This window comes from Micromonospora chokoriensis (genome assembly GCF_900091505.1).
In the GTDB taxonomy this organism is placed as follows: domain Bacteria; phylum Actinomycetota; class Actinomycetes; order Mycobacteriales; family Micromonosporaceae; genus Micromonospora; species Micromonospora chokoriensis.
Genome location: NZ_LT607409.1, coordinates 3032244 through 3051917, shown reverse-complemented (window position 1 = coordinate 3051917; position 19674 = coordinate 3032244). Strand labels below are relative to the sequence as shown.

The window sequence follows — 19674 nt, the reverse complement described above, 5'->3', positions numbered from 1 at the left end:
GCAGAGACGAGCCACTTCCCACTCGTCGAGTGCGGGGTTGATCGACTCGGTTTCACCGATGTGGGGGTATCCCTGGCGCTGGGATACCACGAGTTCGCCGAACCGGAGTGGATCAAACCTCGATGCGGCCGGCTACTCACCCTGCCGTTCCTTCCACTGTAGGTACTCGCGGTACAGCTCCTCCTCCCGCCTGCGCATACGTCGGTGCAGTGCCCACGAGGCGACGAGGAGCACCGCACCGCCGCCCAGCATCAGGTAGCCGAGGGTACGGTCACCGGGCTCCACGGGCCCGACGCCGAACAGGAACCCCAGGAAGGTCGAACCCAGGCCCAGATAGAGCGTGATCCCGGGCGGCCTCTGTCGGTATTCGAGATGGTGACGATCGGCGAAGCTCTGGAACCGCGGTGGTAGGTCCAGTTCCTCGTGCTCGTCAGCAGTCACACGCGCCCCTCCGCGCACACGCGGGCAGCCCAACTGGGTTCCGCCCGCCCGTCGGTCGCTCCGGCTTCCAGCCTCATCGAGATAGCACTCGTTGCGCAAGAACGGACAAACGACCCCCGCCGCGACCTGCGACGGCAGCCGTGACTTTGGAAGACGCGACACAACGCACTCCCGGAACCATGCCCTGACGTGTCACGATTCAGAGCACGGCGTGCCGTCGGGCGTCGAGGTGCAGGGTGGCCGCGCCGGAAGGCGCGTTAAGGGGGATGTCCGGGTGTCAGCGGGTGGGGCCCGCCGGGGACGGCGGGACAACGGGCTCGACGCGAGCGAGTACGCCGTCGTCGGCGACGTCGATCCGCGCGTCGGTGAGCACCTGCTGGACGTGCTGGCCGCCGGCGGGATCGCCGCCTACCTGCAGCCCTCCGCCGACCTCAACCCGGTCACCCGCACCACCACCGTTCCGGCCCGACCGGTCGACCGGCTCTACGTCGACCGGTCGCATCTGACCACCGCGCGCGACTACCTGACCCAGCTCTCCGACGAGGGCGCTCCGGAGCAGCCACCCGCCCGGGACGAACCGGACATCGACGCCGAGTGGGCTCGGATCGTGGCGGGCTTCCACACCACCTCGTCGACGGACGACCACCCGTGGCCGGCTTCGGAGAACGTCGAGGAACGGGACGAGCCGGCGGCCGGTCCGCTGGCCCGCTCCGGCGCCGACGAGCCGGGTCCGACCGCCACCGATGTCCGCCGGCTGCCGTCCGCGACCGACATCTCGGGGATCTCGGTCGGTCGGGGCGCCCGGCCGGACGAGCCGTCGCTGCTGGACGGGCTGGACACCTTCGGCGCCGACCTGCCCGACGACGAGGACGACGAGGGTTACCACCCGCCACCACCGCCGCCGCTGCCGCGGGTCAGCAAGTACGCGGTGGTCGGCGTGCTCGGCGTGGTCATCGGGTTCGCGCTCTTCCTGTTCCCGTGGCTGATTCCGGTGGACAAGTCGGCGGTCACCCTGTTCGGGTTCACCGGCATCCTGGCCGGTTTCGTCACGCTGATCTGGCGGTTGCGCCCCGGCGACGAGGACGAGGACGACCCGGACAACGGCGCCGTCGTCTGATCGGGGCCCGCATTGCGGGACGGCACCGTCCCGCCGATGCCGTAACAGTGGTGTAACTTACTGTCAGTAGGAATACCGCTGTACGTCACTTCCCCCGCTGACTGACCGGTTTTCCCTTGCTCGTGGCGGTCAGTCCTCTGCTGATCGGAATGCCCGAGATGCGACAGAGTTCCCTCGTGCTGGTGGCCAACCGCCTTCCCATCGACGACAGCCAGGCCCCCGACGGGGCCTGCGAGTGGCGGCGCAGCCCGGGTGGGCTGGTCAGCGCGCTACACCCGCTCCTGCGACACACCCCGGCGACCTGGGTCGGCTGGGCCGGCGGCACCGGGCCCGCCCCCACCCTGCCGGACGTGGACGGCGTCCGCATGCACACCGTCGCGCTCAGCGCGGAAGATTTCCGCGACCACTACGAGGGGTTCGCCAACGCCACCCTCTGGCCCCTCTACCACGACGCCGTGGAGCAGCCACAGCACCACCGGCGCTGGTGGGAGGCGTACCAGCGGGTCAACCAACGGTTCGCGGAGGCCACCGCCCAGGTGGCCGAGCAGGGCGCGGTGGTCTGGGTGCAGGACTACCACCTGCAACTGGTCCCCGGCCTGCTGCGCGCGCTCCGCCCCGACCTGCGCATCGGGTTCTTCCTGCACGTGCCCTTCCCGCCGCCGGAGCTGTTCATGCAGCTACCCCGTCGGGCCGAGCTGCTGCGCGGCATGCTCGGCGCCGACCTGGTCGGCTTCCAACGGGCCCAGGCGGCACACAACTTCGCCCAACTGGTGACCAAGGTGCTGGAGCTGCCGGCGACCGACCGGCGCATCGGCATCGACGACCGGGTCGTCCGCATCGGCGCGTTCCCGGTCTCCATCGACACCGCCGAGATGGCCGCGCTCGCCGCCCGACCGGACGTGGCCGCCCGTGCCCACCGGCTCCGGCAGGACCTCGGCGACCCCCGGCAGGTCATCCTCAGCGTCGACCGGATGGACTACACCAAGGGCATCGAGCAGCGCCTCAAGGCGTACAGCGAACTGCTCGCCACCGGCGACGTCAAGGTCCGCGACACCGTGCTGGTGCAGGTCGCCATGCCGAGCCGGGAACGCGTCGGCCAGTACCAGATCCTGCGGGAACGCATCGAGCGCGAGGTGGGCCGGATCAACGGCGAGTTCGGCCGGGTCGGCGAACCGGCGATCCACTACCTCACCCAGCCCTTCGACCGGGCCGAGCTGGCCGCCCTCTACCGGGTCGCCGACGTGATGGCGGTGACCCCGCTGCGGGACGGGATGAACCTGGTCGCCAAGGAGTACGTGGCCGCCCGGGTGGACGACGACGGCGCGCTGCTGCTCAGCGAGTTCGCCGGCACCGCCGCCGAGCTGTCCCAGGCGTACCTGGTCAACCCGCACGACCTGGAAGGGCTCAAGCAGGCGCTGCGGGCGGCGCTGCGGGCCAGCCCGGACGACGTCACCCAGCGGATGCGAGCCATGCGCGCCCACCTGCAACAACACGACATCCGGGCCTGGGCCCGCTCCTACCTGCGCGCCCTGGACGAGAGCGGCGCCCTGGTCAGCCGCCTGTCCAGCACCGACGGCGGCCCCGAGGACGGCGCACGGGTGCCCCGACCCGCCGGCCCCGCCGGCAGTCCGGCCACCCAGCAGACCGGCGGCTGACCCCCGGCGTCAGTGCGCCGCCGGCTCCTTCTCCAACCAGTCCAGGATCGCGTCGATCGGCTCGGCCCAGCGCGCGTCCAGCATCAGATCGTGGCCCATGCCGGGGAAGAGCAGCGGGGCCGAACCGTACCGGCGGGCCACCCGCGTCAACGTCGACGCCGGCACCACCCGGTCGTCCGGGCTGCCCAACACCAGCACCGGCGGCGCACCCACCGCCGGCTCGGGCTCCGGCTGCCCCAGCAGCGCCCACTGCGCCCGGCGGCTGGCCCGGCCGAGCCGTCCGACGTGCCGTCGGGCCTCCTCGTCCGGCAACTCGCGGCTGAACAACTGCCCACGGTTGAGCCGCAACGGCCCGCCGAACGCCGCCGGCACCGTGCCGGCCGGGTTCCGACGCAGGGCCGCACCCAGCACTCCCCACCCGCCGAAGACCGGCGCCACCAGCACCGCGCCCCGCGCCGGGTAGCGGGCCAACGCGTGCGCCACCACCAGCGCCCCGGCGCCGTGCCCCACCAGCACCGTCTGCCGCGGCAGGCTCGCGGCCACCTGGACCACGTCATGGGTGTACGCCCGCAGCGTCGCCTCCGGCGCCGGCTCGCTGGCCCCGTGCCCGCGCAGGCTCACCGCGTACGCCGGGAAGCCCCGCGACGCCGCATGACCCAGCCAGTGCTCGGCGAACGCCCACGCGCCGTGCCCGAATCCGGGTACGAAGAGCAGCGGCGGACGCCCCTGCTCGTGCTCGGGAAGGGCGCTGAGCACCTCCCGGCGCACCGGCCGGACCGGACGTGACCACTCCCGGCCCCGCATGATCCGCAGCTCGGTCACTGTTCCTGCCTTCCGTTCGCGACTGCGGGGCTCGCAAGCTCACTCCTCGCGCTCACTTGCCCTCCAGGTCGACTAGGGCGCGCTGGACGGCGCGCAGGTAGTCGGCGTGACCGACCTCGAACCAGTGCCGGCTGCTCTCCTTGACCTGCCCGGAGTAGCGCTCCCCGGCCCGCTCCCGCACCCGCTGGGCGAACGCCGCCGCCCGCTCCGGTCGGTCCCGTCGGGCCTGGAGCAGGCGGGCGAAGAGCACCGTCTGCCAGTGCGACAGGGTGAACAACCCGGAGTCCGGCTGCACCAGGCCGGCGACCGCCAGCGTCGGGTGCCCCGGGGTGAACGCGTTGAGCCACAGGGTCGGCCGACCCGCCCCCGCGCTGTCGCCGAACACCGACGCGTCGAGGAACTCGAAGCGGGGCAGGTAGCCGGTGGCGAAGACGACCACCTCGGGGTCGATCTCGCGACCGTCGGCCAACTCCACGGCGTACGGGTGGAATCGGGCGATGTCCGGCACCGGGCCGATCCCGCCGTGGCCCACGTAGTACACGAGCTGGCTGTTGGCGATGGGATGCGTCTCGTACACCCGGTGGTCGGGCTTGGGCAGGCCGAAGCGGGTGAGGTCGCCGACGGTCAGTCGCAGCGTCCAGTGATAGAGCCACTGCCGGACCCGCAGCGGCACCCGCAGCGCCAGCAGGCTGTCGTTCACCTGGTCGGCAGGGCGGCCCAGCACGTACTTCGGCGCGTACCAGTAGCCGCGCCGGGTGGAGTGCCAGCAGCGCGACGCCTGCTGGGCGGCCTCGACGGCGATGTCACAACCGGTGTTGCCGGCACCGACCACCAGCACCCGCTTGCCGCGCAACTGCGCCGGGTCCTTGTAGGACGAGGAGTGCATGATCTCGCCGCGGAACTCCTCCAACCCCTCGTAGCGGGGCAGCTTCGGCGACCAGTTGTGCCCGTTGGCGATCACCACGGCGGCGTACCGGGAGGTGCGCTCCGGGCCGTACCCGCCGGTGGAGCGGGTGGTCACGTCCCACCGCTCCCCCGGCGCGGGCTCGACCCGCACCACCTCGGTGCCGAACCAGATGTGCGAACGCAGGTCGAAGTGGTCGGCGTACCGCTCGAAGTAGGACAGCAGTTGGCTGTGGTGCGGGTAGTCCGGCCAGGAGTCCGGCATCGGGAAGTCCGGGAACTGGGTGAACGGCTTCGACGAGATCAGGTGGGTGCTGGCGTACACCGGGCTGCGGTCGTGTCGCCAGTTCCAGGCGCCGCCGACGCCGGTCTCCCGCTCGTAACAGTCGACGCCGAAGCCGTGCTCGCGCAGGTTCTTGACGGCCGTCAGACCGCTGGCCCCGGCCCCGATGACGCAGACCGTGTCGCCCCGGTCGGAGACCGGGCGACCGTCGTCGCCCGGCGCGGGCGGGGTCGCCTCCGGATCGGGCCGGCCGTGGTCGGTGGAGGTGGACACCGAAACATCTCCTTTTGGTACGGCAGGCGTGCCGGTCGCCGCGAAATCCTCTCCACAACGACGCCGGATGTCCAGTCCTACCGTGCGGACGTCGGCGGGCGAGCCGACGCCAGGGTCAGTCGGTGCCGGGCAGCAGCAGGTCGACCAGGACCGGGAAGTGGTCGGAGGCGCGCCGGGTCTGCGGGGTGTCCACCACGTCGTAGTCGACGACGGTGATCCGCGGGTCGACGAAGAGCGCGTCGATGCGTCGGCGCGGCTCGTGGCAGGAGTAGGTGAGCCGGTCCGCCCGGTCGGCCGCCACCGCGGCGTCGGTCAGCCCCTGTGACACTGTCGCCCAGGCCGACCCGTCCGGTCCCTCGTTGAGGTCCGCGCCGGCCAGCACCGGGCTGGTCGCCGCGTCGAGACCCCGCTTGAACTCGGCGGCCTGCGCCGGCCGCTCGGCCGGGTCGGTGGACAGGTGCGAGCCGGCGACGGTGAACCGGGCGCCGGCCACCCGGCAGTCGGCGTACGCGGCGCCGCGCAGGTGCCGGCCGGGGGTCAGCGGGAAGCGCTGGCACCGGGTGTCGTTCACCTGGACCCGCAGGTTGGTCAACAGCAGGTTGCCCAGCGCCGGCAGGCCGCCGGCGGCCACCACCAGGCCGAACGACTCGGCCAACGTGGCGGACTTCTGCCGCCACCGGAACCGGCGTGGCCCCTCCTGCACGATCACCACGTCCGGCTTCGCCGACCGGACCACCGCCGCCAGCGCGGCGGTGTCGTCGCGCTGGCTGTGGATGTTGTACGACACCACGCGCAGCGGTACGCCCATCGGAGGACCGCCTCAGATCCGGCGGGCCAGGTCGGCGGCGCCGATCACGCCCGCGCTGTTGCCCAGCTCCGCCGGGACCACGTCGGCCACCGGCAGGCGACCACGCTGGGCGAGCGCGTCGACGTACGAGCGGCGCGTCGGGCCGAGCAGCAGGTCACCGGCGTCGATCACACCGCCGCCGACCACCAGGGTCTGCGGGTCGAGGATCTGCGCCATGTCGGCGAGGCTGGTGCCCAGCCACCGGCCGATCTGCGCGAACGCCTCGGCGGAGATCGGGTCGCCGTCCTGCGCGGCGGCGGTCACCATCGGGCCGGTGATCGCCTCGGCCTCACCGCCGGCCAGCTCCAGCAGCGCGGCGGCCCGGTTGGGTTCCTGCCGGGCGCCGGCTCGGGCGAAGCGCACGAGGGCGCTGCCGCTGGCGTACTGCTCGATGCAGCCCAGCCGGCCGCAGCCGCACTGGTGTCCGTCCGGAACGGCCAGCATGTGGCCCAGTTCGGCGGCGATGCCGTGCGCGCCGCGGATCAACTCGCCGCCGAGGACGACGCCGCCGCCCACGCCGGTGCCGATGGTGAACATGATCATGGAGTCGTCGGCGGCGCGGGCCGCGCCGTACCGGAACTCGGCCCAGGCGGCCACGTTCCCGTCGTTCTCCACGATCACCGGAAGCCCGATGGCCTTGGCGACGTACTCGCGCAGCGGTTCGTCACGCCAGGCCAGGTTGGGGGCGAAGAGGACCGTCGACCGACTGGCGTCGATCCAGCCGGCCGCGCCGATGCCGACGGCCTCGATCGTCCGACCGGCGGCCAGCTCCCCGACCAGCTCGATGATGACGTCGCGGGTCTTGCCGACGTCGTCGGCGGGAGTGTCCCGTCGGGCCTGCACGAGGACCGTGCCGGTCTCGTCCACGACACCGCCGGCCACCTTCGTGCCACCGACGTCGACTCCGATGGTCAGCGTCACCGCTGCCGCCCCCCTCTGCTGCTGTCCGGCCCGCGCGCCGGCGACCTGCCGGTCCGGGTCGGGATGTCCCGCGCTCAGGCGCCGTCGCCCGATGCTTCCGCGTCGGAGTGATCGGGCACCCGCGAGGCGGGCACCACGGGACGGGTGGTCGGTGCCGGCACGGTCGCCGACCCGGCCTCGTCGACGGGTGGTGCGGCGGCCGGGGCGAGTGGATCCGCCGTCCGGGTGGCGACCGACCAGACATCCCGTTCCGGCGCCGGCTGAGAATCATGCCCGGTGCGGGTGGCATCGCGCCACACGTGATCGTCGGCCGCCGCGGTGGGCGGCTCCTGGGCGGCCGGCTCCGGCGGCACCTCCTCGGTGCTCCCGGCCGATTCCGGCGAGGTCCGGTACGGCGTTCCGGTCGGCGGCCCGCCGGGGCTCGCCGTGGGCGGCTCCACCGGGGAGAACGCGCGGAGCAGGCTGGCGACACCCGCCGCGAGGTCCCCCGCGCCGGTCGCGAGACGCTCGGCGAATTCCGGACTCGGGTCACGCAACGCGGCGATGCCCCGACAGACCGGGCAGACACAGCATTCGGGCGAACCGGTGGCGAAAGCACCACCGGCGCCGGGACGCCCGTCGGCACCGCCACTGTGACCGAGGACACCGGCCAGCACCCCGCCCAGCGAGCCGAGAGCGCCGCCCGCCGAGCCGGCGGAGGCCAGTCGCGCCCCCGCGAGCACCGTGGCGACCAGCCGCTCCGCCTCTTCCCGGGCCGAACCCGGATCCGTTCCGCCCACCCTCGGCTCCTCTACCGTGCCACCGGACACGTCACTGCGCCGCACCGGTTGCTTCTACCCGGCGCTTGAGCTGCTTCAACGCGGTGTCCATGATCATCTTCTCGGCTTTGCGCCGAAACATCCCGAGCATTCCCACCGACAGGTCGACCTCCAGGGTGTAGGTCACCGTGGTGCTGCCGTCCGGGTTACCCACCAGGTCGTACGAGCCGCGCTGGCTCTTCTGCATCTTCGAGGGGGCGACCAGGTGCCACTCGATCCGGGACAGGTCCTCGGCGTACTCGTAGGCGAGCACGTACTCGTCGGCCATCACCCCGGCGTCGATGGTGAAGCGCACCTGACTGGCGTAGCCGTCCTCGTACTCCTCGACGACCTCGGCGCGGCGCACCGCGTCGGTCCACTCGGGGTAGCGCGCGAAGTCGCAGATGACCGCCGTCACCCGTTCCGGTGCGGCGCCGATGATGATCGACTGGGTGGAGGAGTCCGCCATGGGGGGAGGCTACCCGGCGGGTAGCGCCCGCACGCCGCGCCGCCCCCGGCGACAACAGGCACCGTCCGACGGCGGGCGTTAGCGGGGTGCCCTAGCTCACCGGGTAGGTTTCGACACAACCGACGCCCACCGTGGCGGCCGGCCCGGCCAGTGCGAGCACGAAGGAGTGCAGGTGCGCGAGTTCTCCGTCCCGCCGATCGTCACCGTTGGCGACGCGGCCAACCTCACCGATCCGGTCTGGGACAACGCCGAGGTCGCGCCCGACGCCGTTCAGTTCGCCCGCCCCGTCCCCGGCGCCGACGGCACCGTCACCACCTGGACCGACGTGACCTGCCTCCAGTTCCGCGACGAGGTGGCCGCCGTGGCCCGGGGCCTGATCGCCGCCGGCGTCGAGCCGGGCGTCCGGGTCGGTCTGATGAGCCGCACCCGCTACGAGTGGACGCTGCTGGACTACGCCATCTGGGCCGTCGGCGCGGTCACCGTGCCGATCTACGAGACGTCCAGCGCCGAGCAGGCCGCCTGGATCCTTGAGGACTCCAACGCGGTCGGCGTGGTGGTGGAGACCGAGGCGCACGCCAGCCTGATCGCCGGTGTCCGGCACCGACTGCCCGAGCTGAACACCGTCTGGCAGATCGACAGCGGCGCGGTCGACGAGCTGGTCACGACCGGCGCGCAGGTCGAGCCCGCCGAGGTCGAACGGCGACGCAAAGCCGTCCACGCCGACGACCTGGCCACGATCATCTACACCAGCGGCACCACCGGCCGACCCAAGGGCTGCGTGCTCACCCACCGCAACATGTACGCCGACATCGCCAACGCGGTGCCGGTGCTGCCGAACCTGTTCAACGCCGGCGCGACCACCCTGCTGTTCCTCCCCCTGGCGCACGCCTTCGCGCGCCTGATCCAGATCGGCGTCGTGCAGGCGCGGGCCACCATGGCGCACTGCGCCGACACCAAGAACCTGGTCGCCGAGTTGCAGGCGTTCCGGCCGACCTTCGTGCTCTCCGTACCCCGGGTGTTCGAGAAGGTCTACAACGCCGCCAAGCAGAAGGCCGAGGCGGACGGCAAGGGCGGCATCTTCGCCCGCGCGGAGCAGGTCGCCATCGCGTACAGCGAGGCCCTGGAGACCCGGGGCGGACCCGGCCTGGCCCTGCGCGCCCAGCGCGCGGTCTTCGACCGGCTGGTCTACCGGAAGCTGCGCGCCGCGCTCGGCGGGCGGTGCCGGGACGCGATCTCCGGCGGCGCGCCGCTCGGCGCCCGACTCGGGCACTTCTTCCGCGGCATCGGCGTGACCGTCCTGGAGGGCTACGGCCTCACCGAGACCTCGCCCGCCGCCGCGGCGAACCTGCCCACCGGCACCCGGATCGGCACTGTCGGTCGCCCGCTGCCCGGTGTGACCGTCCGCATCGAGGACGACGGCGAGATCCTGATCTCCGGCGAGTTGGTCTTCCAGGGCTACTGGCGCAACGAGGCGGCGACCGCCGAGACGATCAGCTCCGACGGCTGGTTCCGCACCGGCGACCTGGGCAACCTCGACGCGGACGGCTACCTGAGCATCACCGGCCGCAAGAAGGAGCTGATCGTCACCGCCGGTGGCAAGAACGTCGCCCCGGCGGTGCTGGAGGACCTGGTCCGGGCGCACCCGTTGATCAGCCAGTGTGTCGTGGTCGGTGACGCCAAGCCGTTCATCGCGGCACTCGTGACGGTGGACGAGGAGGCGCTGCCGACCTGGTTGGAGAACGCCGGCCTGCCCGCCGACACCACGGTCGAGCAGCTGCGCGAGCACGAGGGCCTGCGCCAGGAGATCCAGACCGCGATCGACACCGCGAACCAGGCCGTCTCCAAGGCCGAGGCGATCAAGATGTTCCGGGTCCTGCCCCGCGACTTCACCGAGGCGACCGGCGAGTTGACCCCGTCGCTCAAGGTCAAGCGCCAGGTCGTCCACAAGACGTACGCGGCGGAGATCGCCGATATCTACCGAGGCTGACTACCATCCGTCACGTGCCCGCATCCACAGCCACCGCACCGCACCCGCATCCCCTCGCCGCGGCCGCCCGCCTGGTGATGCTGGCGTTGATCGCCGTCCTGACCCTGTTCGCCACCCGTGACGTCACCCAGCTGTGGTGGGTCGCGTTGCTGGCGGTGGCCGGTCTGCCGTCCCTGCTGGCTCCCCAGCACCGGCTGATCGCGCCGCTGAGCAGGGTGGCGGAGGTCGTGGTGCTGGGCCTGGCCGCGAGCCACGTGGCAGCGGTCGCGTCGATCGGCGGCACCGTCGACGGCCTCGGCGCCTCGGCGATACTCCCCTACCTGGCGGTCCCGGTGACCGTCACCGCGCTGCGCCGCCGCTTCCGTGAGGGCAGCGCCCTGCTCGCGGTCACCGCCGCCACCCTGCTGATCAGCGGGGCCCTGACCACCGTCGACGGCGGGATTCAGCTCGGCCAGCCGGGTTACCTCGCGGTCTGCGCGCAGTGGCTGATCCTGGCGGCCCTCGGGCTCTACGCCGCCGGCACCCTGCACCGGGTGATGGCGGTACGCGGCGAGGGCAAACCCCAGCCGTACGCCGAGGCCACCCGGCTGCTGACCCAACTAAGGACGGTGGCCCGGCAGCTCCCCGGGGCCACCCTCGACCCGGGCGGCATCTCCGAGCATCTGCTGGAGGAGTTGCGCACGGTGGCCCAGACGCGCCGGGGCGCGGTGCTGTCGGCCAGCGGCGGCGGCCGGCTCGTGGTGCTCGCCCAGGCCGGCGTCGACCGGGTCGACTGGGAGACGACGCTGGACGCGGATTCGGCCATCGCCGACGCCTGGGCCAGCCAGCAGGCCACGACGGCCGCACGGTCCCAGTCACGCTCGCACCGCGGCGGTGACGTGTCCGCGCTGATCGTCCCGCTGGTCGCCGGTGTGCGCACGGTGGGGTTGGTGGTGCTGGAGGCGGACGTCGCGCAGGCGTACCCGCCGCCGGTGGTGTCCCGGGTGACCGCGCTGACCCGCCCGGCCGCGCTGCGGCTGGAGGCGGCGCTGCTGTTCGACGAGGTCCGCTCGCTGGCCACCAACGAGGAGCGGCAGCGGCTCGCCCGGGAGATCCACGACGGGGTGGCACAGGAGTTGGTGATGGTCGGCTACGGCATCGACAACGCCATGGCCACCGTCTTCGACGACGCGGAGGAGACCGCCGAGTCCCTGCGTACGCTGCGCGCCGAGGTGACCCGGGTGATCCAGGAGCTGCGGCTGAGCCTCTTCGAGCTGCGCAGCGAGGTGGACCGGCAGGGCGGGCTGGCCGCGGCGATCGCCGAGTACGCGCGCACCGTGGGCGCGTCCGGCGGGCTGCGGGTGCACCTCTCGCTGGACGAGTCGACCGCACGGCTGCCGGCGGCCACCGAGGCCGAGTTGCTGCGCATCGCGCAGGAGGCGGTGACCAACGCCCGCAAGCACGCCGGAGCCTCGAATTTGTGGGTCACGTGTGAGGTCGACCCCCCGTACGCGCAAATAGAAGTGTCGGATGACGGTCAGGGGATGGCTGACCAGCGCCCCGACGGACGGTACGGTCTTGCGATCATGGCCGAGAGGGCGGAACGTATCCGGGGCCGGTTGGAGATCAGGCCGCGGCAACCCAGCGGCACGACCGTGGCGGTGGTTCTCGGTTCCTCGTCCCGGCGCGACAACGTGCGCGACAGCGCAGCACCAGAAGGGGAGTAACCCGAGGATGACCACAAGTCCGACACCGGCCACCCGCACCAAGGTCCTCCTTGTCGACGATCATGACCTGATTCGCAAGGGCCTGCGGCACGCCTTCGAGCGCGACCGTCAGTTCGAGGTCGTCGGTGAGGCGGCCACGGCGGCGGAGGGTGTACGCCAGGCCGGCGCCCTGCAGCCGGACGTGGTGATCATGGATCTGCGGCTGCCCGACGGCAGCGGCCTGGAGGCCACCCGCGCGCTGCGCAAGTCCAGCGCGTCGATGGGCATCGTGGTGCTGACCATGTACGCCGGCGACGACCAGCTCTTCGGCGCACTGGAGGCCGGCGCGAGCGCCTTCGTGCCGAAGACCGCCCCGGCCGACGAGGTGGTGGCCGCCGCGCGGCACGCCGCCTCGTCCCCCAGCGCGTTCACCGCCGCCGACCTGGCCGAGGCGATGAAGCGTCGGCTCGCCCCGTCCGGCCCGCAGCTGTCGCCGCGGGAGGGGCAGGTGCTGCGGCTGCTCGCCGACGGCATGAGCGTGGCGGGGATCGCCAAGCAGCTGTTCGTCAGCGAGTCCACGGCCAAGACGCACATCTCGAAGCTCTACGAGAAGCTCGGGGCGGCCAACCGGGCGCAGGCCCTGATGACCGCGCTCCGACTCGGCCTGCTCGAGGCACCGGACGCGCCCAAGTTCTGATCTGTTCCCGCTCGTCGAGCGGGACGTCGCGGCCGACGGTCCGCGCCGGCTTCACCCCCGGCGCGGGCCGTCGCGCATCGACCGACGTCGGCGGGCAACCTCCGGCGCGCTATGGTCTGGCGTGCGTGGCGGGTGCACAATACCCGCGCGGGTGACGACGCCCGCGTCGCGGACTCGAGGGGTTGACGCATGCAGCGGCCGGACTGGGCACCCGACACCATCGACATCGAGCGCCCGAGCGTCGCGCGGATGTACGACTACTACCTCGGTGGTTCGCACAACTTCGCCGCCGACCGCGCCGCGGCGCAGGCGATGGTCGCGGCGGTGCCGGAGGCGCCACTGATGGCGCAGGCCAACCGGGCGTTCCTGCGCCGGGCCGTGCACCACCTCGCCGAGGCCGGGATCCGGCAGTTCCTGGACATCGGCTCGGGCATCCCGACCGTCGGCAACGTCCACGAGATCGCCCAGCGGCTCGACCCGCAGTCGCGGGTGGTCTACGTGGACGTCGACCCGGTGGCGGTGGCGCACAGCCGTGAGATCCTCGCCGGCAACGAACGGGCGGTGGTGGTGCAGGAGGACCTGCGACGCCCGGAGGCGATCCTGACCCACCCGGACGTCCGCAAGCTGCTCGACCTGAGCGAGCCGGTCGCCGTGATGGTGGTGGCCGTCCTGCACTTCGTCTCCGACGACGACCGCCCTGCGGAGCTGCTGGGGACGCTGCGTGACGCGCTGGCCCCCGGCAGCCACCTCGTGCTGTCGCAGGCCAGCGACGACGGGCGCAGCAAGGACGAGCGCGCCGAGGCGGAACGGGTCTACCAGCGCACCGACAACCCGCTGTGGGTCCGCAGCCGCGCCGAGCTGACCGCGCTCTTCGACGGGTTCGAGCTGCTCGATCCCGGCGTGGTCTGGGTGCCCGAGTGGCGACCGGACACTCCGGAGAGCGCGGAGGACGCCGAGCGGGCGGTCTTCATGGGCGGTGTCGGGCGGCTCGGTGGCTGAGCCGCCCGGCGTGGCCTCCCACCCGGGCACGTTCGCCCGCGCCTGGGCGAAGGCGGTCTCCGGGACCAGCTACCTGCCGATGACCCAGGCCCAACTGGAAGCCCTTCTGGACCGACTCACCGGCCAACTGGCCGGCGCGTTGCTGACCGAGCCGTTCGACCTGCGTGCCGGGCACCGGGTCGGCGCCGAACTGGTCGCCGCGCACATCGCCTCCGCGGAGGGGCTCGGCCGTACCGTCGAGGTCATCCAGCTCCGCCTGGTGCGCGACCTGGGCCTGGTCGCCGAGGACGTCGAGGACCGGATGGCCCGGCTGCTCGCGGCCGTGGCGACCGGCTACGCCCGTGCGCTGCGCGACCGGACGCTCGACGAGCAGGAGTCGATCCGCCGGGCCGCGATGAGGGCCCGTACGCAGGCCGAACGGGCCCTGCGGGCCAGCGAGGCCCGGTTCCGTCACCAGGCCACCCACGACCCGCTCACCGCCCTGCCCAACCGGACGCTGTTCACCGAACGGCTCACCGCCGCGCTGAACGAGCCGGGCCGGGGTGCGCAGCGCGTCGGGGTGTGCTTCCTGGACCTGGACCGCTTCAAGGTCGTGAACGACACCCTGGGGCACCAGGTCGGCGACCAACTGCTGGTCACGGTGGCCGAACGGCTGTCCAAGGCCATGGGTGAGCACCTGGTGGCCCGGCTCGGCGGCGACGAGTTCGTCATCCTGGTGGAGCACAGCGGCGGCACCGACGCCATGGTGACGGTGGCCGAGACCGCGCTGGCCGCGGTCGGCACACCGGCCCTGGTGGACGGGCACGAGCTGCAGATCTCGGCGAGCATCGGCATCGTCGAGCGACAGATCGCCGGGGCCAACCCCAGTGACCTGATGCGGGCCGCCGACAGCACGCTGCACTGGGCGAAGGCCGCCGGCGGGGCCCGCTGGACGCTCTACGACGCCGAGCGCAACCAACGCGAACTGGCCCGCTACGCGCTGTCCGCCGCCATCCCGGCGGCCCTGGAACGGGGCGAGTTCTACCTCGACTACCAGCCACTGACCTCACTGCGCGACGGCAGCCTGGTCGGCGTCGAGGCGCTGGTCCGCTGGCGGCACCCGGAGCTCGGGGTGCTGCGACCGGACAGTTTCATCGGGTTGGCCGAGGAGACCGGCCTGATCGTGCAGCTCGGCGGGTGGGTGCTGGCCGAGGCGTGCCGCGAGGCGGAGGCCTGGTCCGCCGGCGGCGCGGCGGCACCGTTCGTCAGCGTCAACCTGGCGGTACGCCAGGTGCACCGACCCGGGCTGGTGCAGGAGGTCCGCGCCCTGCTGCGGCAGACCGGTCTGCCGCCGGAGCGGCTGCAACTGGAGATCACCGAGAGCACGATGATGAGCACCGCCGAGGAGCCGGTCCGCGCCCTGCGGGTCCTGGCCGACCTCGGGGTACGCATCGCCATCGACGACTTCGGCACCGGTTACAGCAATCTGGCGTACCTGCGGGACCTTCCGGTGACCGAACTGAAGGTGGCCGGGGAGTTCGTGGCCGGCCTGCGGTCGCCGTCGGTCGGCCGTACCGACGAACGGATCCTGGCGTCGCTGGTCTCGCTGGCGCACGCACTGGACCTGACGGTGACCGCCGAGGGAGTGGAGACCGCCGGGCAGGCCGAACGGCTTCGCGCGATCGGCTGTGACGCCGCCCAGGGCTGGCACTTCGGCCGCCCGGCCCCTGCCGACCGCATCCTCGCCCGCATCCGCTGAGCCGTCCAGGCGGGCGGCTCGTCCACGCACCGTGGCTCGGGCACCCTGCCGCGCGGCTCACCGCGCCCGTCGGCGTGCCGTTCACTCAGGAGCGTTACACCTCTGAGGCACATTTATGACCCAGAGGTACAACGCCTCATCGCAGCACCGGCCGGCGACCCCACGCTGCACTCGCGTCGACCTCGCGTAGACAGCGTCTACGCTCACCTGGTAGACAGTGTCTATGGACGTGGACGAGACCGGGTTGCGGGCGCGACTGGTGGCCGCCGGAGTGGACCTGGTGCTGCGCGAGGGCCAGTCGGCGGTGTCGCTGCGAGAGATCGCCCGCCGGGCCGGCGTGTCGCACGGCGCACCACGCCGCTACTTCCCCACCCACGTCGACCTGCTCTCCGCCATCGCCCGCGAGGGCTTCGCGGACCTCACCGCCCGGGTCGAGCAGACGATGCGCGACGTCGAGCCCGACCCGCGTACCCGACTGACCGCGCTGGCCCGGACGTACCTGGACTTCGCGGCGGCCCATCGCGGCATGTTCGAGCTGATGTTCCGCCACGACCTGCTGGACAGCGGCCGGCTTCGGCTGCGGGAGACGAGCCTCCCGCTGTTCGCCGTGCTGGCCGACCTGGTGGCCCAGGTACGCCGACCGACCGACGCCCCCGCACCGGTGCTCGCCGGCGCGCTCTGGGCCAACCTGCACGGCATCGCCCAGCTCTGGGCCTGGGGCAGCCTGCCGTTGGCCACCGGCGCCACCGACGACGACGCCCTGCTGCGCGCCACGCTCGACGCCCACCTCGGCCCGACCCCCACCTGACCTCGACCCCGGAGGACACGTGCCCCTGCTGTACGACCTCACCAAGCTGACCGTCGGCACCGCGCTGCGTCTCGCCTGGCGACCCCGCGTGGAAGGACTGGAGCATCTGCCCCGGCACGGAGGCGCGATCCTCGCCGGCAATCACCTGTCCGTCGCCGACGAGCTGTTCCTCGCCACCACGACGCCCCGACACGTGACGTTCTGGGCCAAGGCCGAGTACTTCACCGGCCGAGGTCCGGGCGGCTGGCTCAACCGGCAGATCGTCGCCGGCATGGGCGCCATCCGGGTCGACCGCGCCGACGGCCGGGCCGCCCTGCGCGCCCTCGACGCCGCCGTACCGGTGCTGCGCGCGGGTGGTCTGGTCGCCGTGTACCCCGAGGGCACCCGTTCCCCCGACGGTCGGCTCTACCGGGGTCGGGTCGGGATGACCCGCCTGGCCCGCGACGCCGAGGTGCCCATCATCCCGGTCGGCGTGCTCGGCACCGCCGAGGTGCTGCCGGTCGACGCGCGGCTGCCCCGCCGTCACCCGGTCACGTTGCGGTTCGGCCCACCCATCCCGGTCGCCGACCGGATCACCGGCCCCCGCGACATCCGAACGATCACCGACGAGGTGATGGCGGAGATCCAGAAGCTCACCGGCCAGGAGTACGTGCCGCGCTACGCCCCGCCCCGGGAGAGCTGACGGGCGCCGTTCACCCGGCGAGCAACGCCGCCATCCGTTCCGCCTGCGCCTCCCAGCGCCACTCGCGCTCCACCCACGCCCGGCCGGCGGCACCCAACTGCCGGGCCAGATCCCGGTCGGCGAGCAGCCGGGCGACCCGGTCAGCGAGCTGGGCGACGTCCCGGCCGCGGACGACGTAACCGGTCTCGCCCTCGCGGACCGCGTCCGGTGCGCCCCCAGAGTCACCGGCCACCACCGGCAGGCCGGTGGCGGAGGCCTCCAGGTAGACGATGCCCAGCCCTTCGACGTCGAGACCGCGGTTGCGGGTGCGGCACGGCATCGCGTAGACGTCACCGGCCGCGTAGTGCGCGGGCAACTCGGCCGACGGCACCGAGCCGGTGAACACCACGTCCCGTTCCACGCCGGTCTGCCGGGCCAGCTTCTCCAGCGTGGCCCGGTACGGCCCACCGCCGACGATCAGCAGCGCCGCGTCCGGCACTCGACGGCGGATCTCCGGCAGCGCCCGGATCAGCATGTCCTGGCCCTTGCGCGGCACCAGCCGGGACACGCAGACCACCACCGGGCGGTCGGTCAACCCGAGCCGTGCCCGGACCGGCTCGCCGTCCACGGTCGGGTGGTAGGTGTCCACGTCGACGCCGGGCGCCAACTGGCGCAGCTCGGTCACCCCGTCCAGCACCCGGGCCAGCCGGCTGCGGGTGTACTCACCGAGGTAGGTGGTGACGTCCACCCCCCGACCGATGCGCCGCAGCGCCGGCCGGGCGGCGGGCAACGCCGCCCAACCGACCTCGTGGCCGTGGGTCTGCGCCACCACCCGGCGTACGCCGGCCCGTCGGCGCAGACCGGCCGCGAGCAGCCCCAACGGGGCCGCCGCCCCGAACCACACCGTGTCGCAGTCGTACGCGCGCGCCAGCCGCGCCGCCCGGCGGGCGATCAACGGGGTCGGCAGCAGCACCCGGGTGCGTTCCCGGATCACCTCGAACGGCTGGTCGGCGTCGAACTTCGCGGACCCTCGCCAGTTGGACGCGTACACCACCACCGAACCGGTCGGTTGCCGCACGGCCAGGTTGTGCACGAAGGACTGGATGCCGCCCGGGCGGGGCGGAAAGTCGTTGGTGATCAGCAGCGTGCGACTCATCGGCCGGCCTCCCGGGCGTACGCGCGGGCGGCGGCAATCCGCTCCACGGTGGACGGATGCGAGGCCGAGTAGAGGTATTCCCAGCGCGGCGGGTCGGGATCGCCGAGGTTGACCGAGCCGAGCCGCCGCTGCATCGACTCGAAGGCCGCCGGGTCGTCGGTGAGCGCGAGGGCGTGCGCGTCGGCCCGTGCCTCCACCCGCCGCGACATCAACGCCTGCACCGGCGCCGCCACCAACCCGACCACCGTGACGAGGGCCAGCAGCAACGGGAACGCCCGCGGCTGGGCGACCGAGTCGACACCGGCCAGCCGCAGCAACGGCCCCCACGAACCGAGCAGGTAGAGCGCCACCACCGCGGCGGCGGCACCCAGTGCCCCGGTCAGCGTGCCGACCGCCACGTCGGAATCCTTGGCGTGCCCCAACTCGTGCGCCACCACGGCCGTCACCTCGGCCGGCGTCGCCTCGGTCAGCAAGGTGTCGTAGACGACCACCCGCCGGGTCGGGCCGAGACCGGAGACGTACGCGTTGACCGCCTTGGTGCGACGGGAGGCGTCGGCGACCAGCACGTCACGCACCGGCACCCCGTCCCGGGCTGCCATGCTCATCAGCTCGGTGCGCAGCGGCCCCTGCTCCATCGGCGTGAACCTGTTGAACACCGGCTCCACGAGCACCGGCAACACGAACGACAGCAGGATCACCAGCACCGCCGCGCCGCCCGCGCCGAACGCCCACCACCAGCGCGGCGCGAGCCGGATGACCGCGTAGAAGCCGAACAGGGCCACCGCGCCGATCACCGCGCTGACCGCGTACGACTTGAGCAGGTCGACGGCCCAGCCGTTCCAGCCGTTGGTGCTCAGCCCGTAGCGGGTGAGCACGCTCTGCCGCCAGGCGGCGAACGGAAGTGTCACCAGGTCGGCGACGAGCATGACCGCCAGCCCGCCGAGCACGGCCTGCGCCGCCCAGTGCCCCCCGAAGGGCCGACCCACCAGCTCGATCAGGCGGCTGCCCAGCGGGGTGAGCCCGAGCGCGAGGGCGACCAGCAGGCCGACGGCGAGGGCGGTGTAGCTGCCGGGGCGCAACGCGGCCCGGAACTCCCGCCCCTTGGCGACCTGCTCGGCCGGCAGGTCCCGCAGCGCCGCGAGCTGGTCGGCCCGGGGCGCGGGTGGCCGGTGCCAGGGGATCAGCAGCGCGGCGACCACGAGCAACACGACGGTCAACCCGGCGAGGGCCAGCAGCGCCCACCCGCGCGGGGTCACCGCGACACCGCCCGTCGTACCCCGCTCATCCCGCCGCTCCTCCCGCCGTGACCGCCCATCCTATGGCCCGCGAAAGGCGCGCACCGGGCGCGGTGGCGCGCTGCGCCAACCGGCGACCGGCGCGACAAACCATGACGCGCGGTGCCGCCTCGGCCGTCC

At 72.9% G+C, this 19674-nt stretch carries 18 protein-coding genes; 9 read left to right on the top strand and 9 right to left on the bottom strand.

The window, feature by feature from the left end; all coding sequences use genetic code 11:
• Positions 1-132 precede the first annotated feature (132 nt).
• Positions 133-441, bottom strand: coding sequence for a hypothetical protein (locus GA0070612_RS14465; RefSeq protein WP_088988363.1), 309 nt, complete (start codon positions 439-441; stop codon positions 133-135).
• 274 nt (positions 442-715) lie between these two features.
• On the opposite strand from GA0070612_RS14465, the gene GA0070612_RS14460 reads away from it, so the two are divergent.
• Together GA0070612_RS14460 and GA0070612_RS14455 are read left to right on the top strand one after the other, a co-directional pair.
• Complete coding sequence (locus GA0070612_RS14460; protein WP_088988362.1) at positions 716-1558, top strand: hypothetical protein; 843 nt, start codon at positions 716-718, stop codon at positions 1556-1558.
• Between the two features lie 158 nt (positions 1559-1716).
• The gene (locus GA0070612_RS14455; protein ID WP_231924561.1) at positions 1717-3213 is read left to right on the top strand and encodes an alpha,alpha-trehalose-phosphate synthase (UDP-forming); all 1497 of its coding nucleotides are present in this window, start codon (positions 1717-1719) and stop codon (positions 3211-3213) included.
• Between the two features lie 9 nt (positions 3214-3222).
• Here GA0070612_RS14455 and GA0070612_RS14450 read toward each other — a convergent pair whose 3' ends face one another.
• The 6 genes from GA0070612_RS14450 to GA0070612_RS14425 form a co-directional block, all read right to left on the bottom strand.
• Positions 3223-4017, bottom strand: a complete 795-nt coding sequence (locus GA0070612_RS14450; protein ID WP_088991503.1) for an alpha/beta hydrolase — start codon at positions 4015-4017, stop codon at positions 3223-3225.
• Between the two features lie 70 nt (positions 4018-4087).
• Entirely contained in the window at positions 4088-5494 is a 1407-nt protein-coding gene (locus GA0070612_RS14445) for a flavin-containing monooxygenase (protein ID WP_088988361.1), read from the bottom strand.
• 115 nt (positions 5495-5609) lie between these two features.
• Positions 5610-6302 carry an endonuclease/exonuclease/phosphatase family protein gene (locus GA0070612_RS14440; protein WP_088988360.1) on the bottom strand — a complete coding sequence of 231 codons (693 nt, stop codon included), beginning with the start codon at positions 6300-6302 and terminating at the stop codon, positions 5610-5612.
• A gap of 12 nt (positions 6303-6314) precedes the next feature.
• The gene (locus tag GA0070612_RS14435; protein WP_088988359.1) at positions 6315-7262 is read right to left on the bottom strand and encodes an ROK family glucokinase; all 948 of its coding nucleotides are present in this window, start codon (positions 7260-7262) and stop codon (positions 6315-6317) included.
• Positions 7263-7336: 74 nt separating this feature from the next.
• The gene (locus GA0070612_RS14430; RefSeq protein ID WP_088988358.1) at positions 7337-8041 is read right to left on the bottom strand and encodes a hypothetical protein; all 705 of its coding nucleotides are present in this window, start codon (positions 8039-8041) and stop codon (positions 7337-7339) included.
• A 31-nt stretch (positions 8042-8072) separates the two neighbouring features.
• A complete protein-coding gene (locus GA0070612_RS14425) occupies positions 8073-8528 on the bottom strand; it encodes an SRPBCC family protein (RefSeq protein WP_088988357.1) in 456 nt (151 codons plus the stop codon).
• A 172-nt stretch (positions 8529-8700) separates the two neighbouring features.
• Between GA0070612_RS14425 and GA0070612_RS14420 the strand changes: the two genes are divergently transcribed.
• The 7 genes from GA0070612_RS14420 (at position 8701) to GA0070612_RS14390 (ending at position 17124) form a co-directional block, all read left to right on the top strand.
• Positions 8701-10515 (top strand): AMP-dependent synthetase/ligase, encoded by a 1815-nt coding sequence (locus tag GA0070612_RS14420; protein ID WP_088991502.1) that lies wholly within the window; start codon positions 8701-8703, stop codon positions 10513-10515.
• A gap of 14 nt (positions 10516-10529) precedes the next feature.
• A complete protein-coding gene (locus GA0070612_RS14415) occupies positions 10530-12221 on the top strand; it encodes a sensor histidine kinase (protein WP_088988356.1) in 1692 nt (563 codons plus the stop codon).
• A gap of 7 nt (positions 12222-12228) precedes the next feature.
• Positions 12229-12897, top strand: a complete 669-nt coding sequence (locus GA0070612_RS14410) for a response regulator transcription factor (RefSeq protein ID WP_007072219.1) — start codon at positions 12229-12231, stop codon at positions 12895-12897.
• 189 nt (positions 12898-13086) lie between these two features.
• On the top strand, positions 13087-13896 hold the full coding sequence (locus GA0070612_RS14405) for an SAM-dependent methyltransferase (RefSeq protein WP_088988355.1): 810 nt from the start codon (positions 13087-13089) through the stop codon (positions 13894-13896).
• 79 nt (positions 13897-13975) lie between these two features.
• Entirely contained in the window at positions 13976-15634 is a 1659-nt protein-coding gene (locus GA0070612_RS14400) for a putative bifunctional diguanylate cyclase/phosphodiesterase (RefSeq protein WP_231924633.1), read from the top strand.
• Positions 15635-15857: 223 nt separating this feature from the next.
• Positions 15858-16442, top strand: a complete 585-nt coding sequence (locus GA0070612_RS14395; protein WP_088988353.1) for a TetR/AcrR family transcriptional regulator — start codon at positions 15858-15860, stop codon at positions 16440-16442.
• A gap of 19 nt (positions 16443-16461) precedes the next feature.
• Complete coding sequence (locus tag GA0070612_RS14390) at positions 16462-17124, top strand: lysophospholipid acyltransferase family protein (RefSeq protein WP_088988352.1); 663 nt, start codon at positions 16462-16464, stop codon at positions 17122-17124.
• 10 nt (positions 17125-17134) lie between these two features.
• Here the strand turns inward: GA0070612_RS14390 and GA0070612_RS14385 are convergent, their stop codons facing one another.
• Positions 17135-18259, bottom strand: a complete 1125-nt coding sequence (locus tag GA0070612_RS14385; protein ID WP_088988351.1) for a glycosyltransferase family 4 protein — start codon at positions 18257-18259, stop codon at positions 17135-17137.
• Entirely contained in the window at positions 18256-19515 is a 1260-nt protein-coding gene (locus tag GA0070612_RS14380) for a M48 family metallopeptidase (RefSeq protein WP_088988350.1), read from the bottom strand. The genes GA0070612_RS14385 and GA0070612_RS14380 overlap by 4 nt, the downstream gene beginning before the upstream one ends.
• Positions 19516-19674: the final 159 nt, after the last annotated feature.

Bases quoted from the DNA above. Each gene is read 5' to 3' on its own strand.
- GA0070612_RS14455 (WP_231924561.1), top strand. From the start codon at position 1,717: ATGCGACAGAGTTCCCTCGTGCTGGTGGCCAACCGCCTTCCCATCGAC.
- GA0070612_RS14450 (WP_088991503.1), bottom strand. From the start codon at position 4,017: ATGCGGGGCCGGGAGTGGTCACGTCCGGTCCGGCCGGTGCGCCGGGAG.
- GA0070612_RS14440 (WP_088988360.1), bottom strand. From the start codon at position 6,302: ATGGGCGTACCGCTGCGCGTGGTGTCGTACAACATCCACAGCCAGCGC.
- GA0070612_RS14425 (WP_088988357.1), bottom strand. From the start codon at position 8,528: ATGGCGGACTCCTCCACCCAGTCGATCATCATCGGCGCCGCACCGGAA.
- GA0070612_RS14410 (WP_007072219.1), top strand. From the start codon at position 12,229: ATGACCACAAGTCCGACACCGGCCACCCGCACCAAGGTCCTCCTTGTC.
- GA0070612_RS14405 (WP_088988355.1), top strand. From the start codon at position 13,087: ATGCAGCGGCCGGACTGGGCACCCGACACCATCGACATCGAGCGCCCG.
- GA0070612_RS14400 (WP_231924633.1), top strand. From the start codon at position 13,976: ATGACCCAGGCCCAACTGGAAGCCCTTCTGGACCGACTCACCGGCCAA.
- GA0070612_RS14395 (WP_088988353.1), top strand. From the start codon at position 15,858: ATGGACGTGGACGAGACCGGGTTGCGGGCGCGACTGGTGGCCGCCGGA.
- GA0070612_RS14385 (WP_088988351.1), bottom strand. From the start codon at position 18,259: ATGAGTCGCACGCTGCTGATCACCAACGACTTTCCGCCCCGCCCGGGC.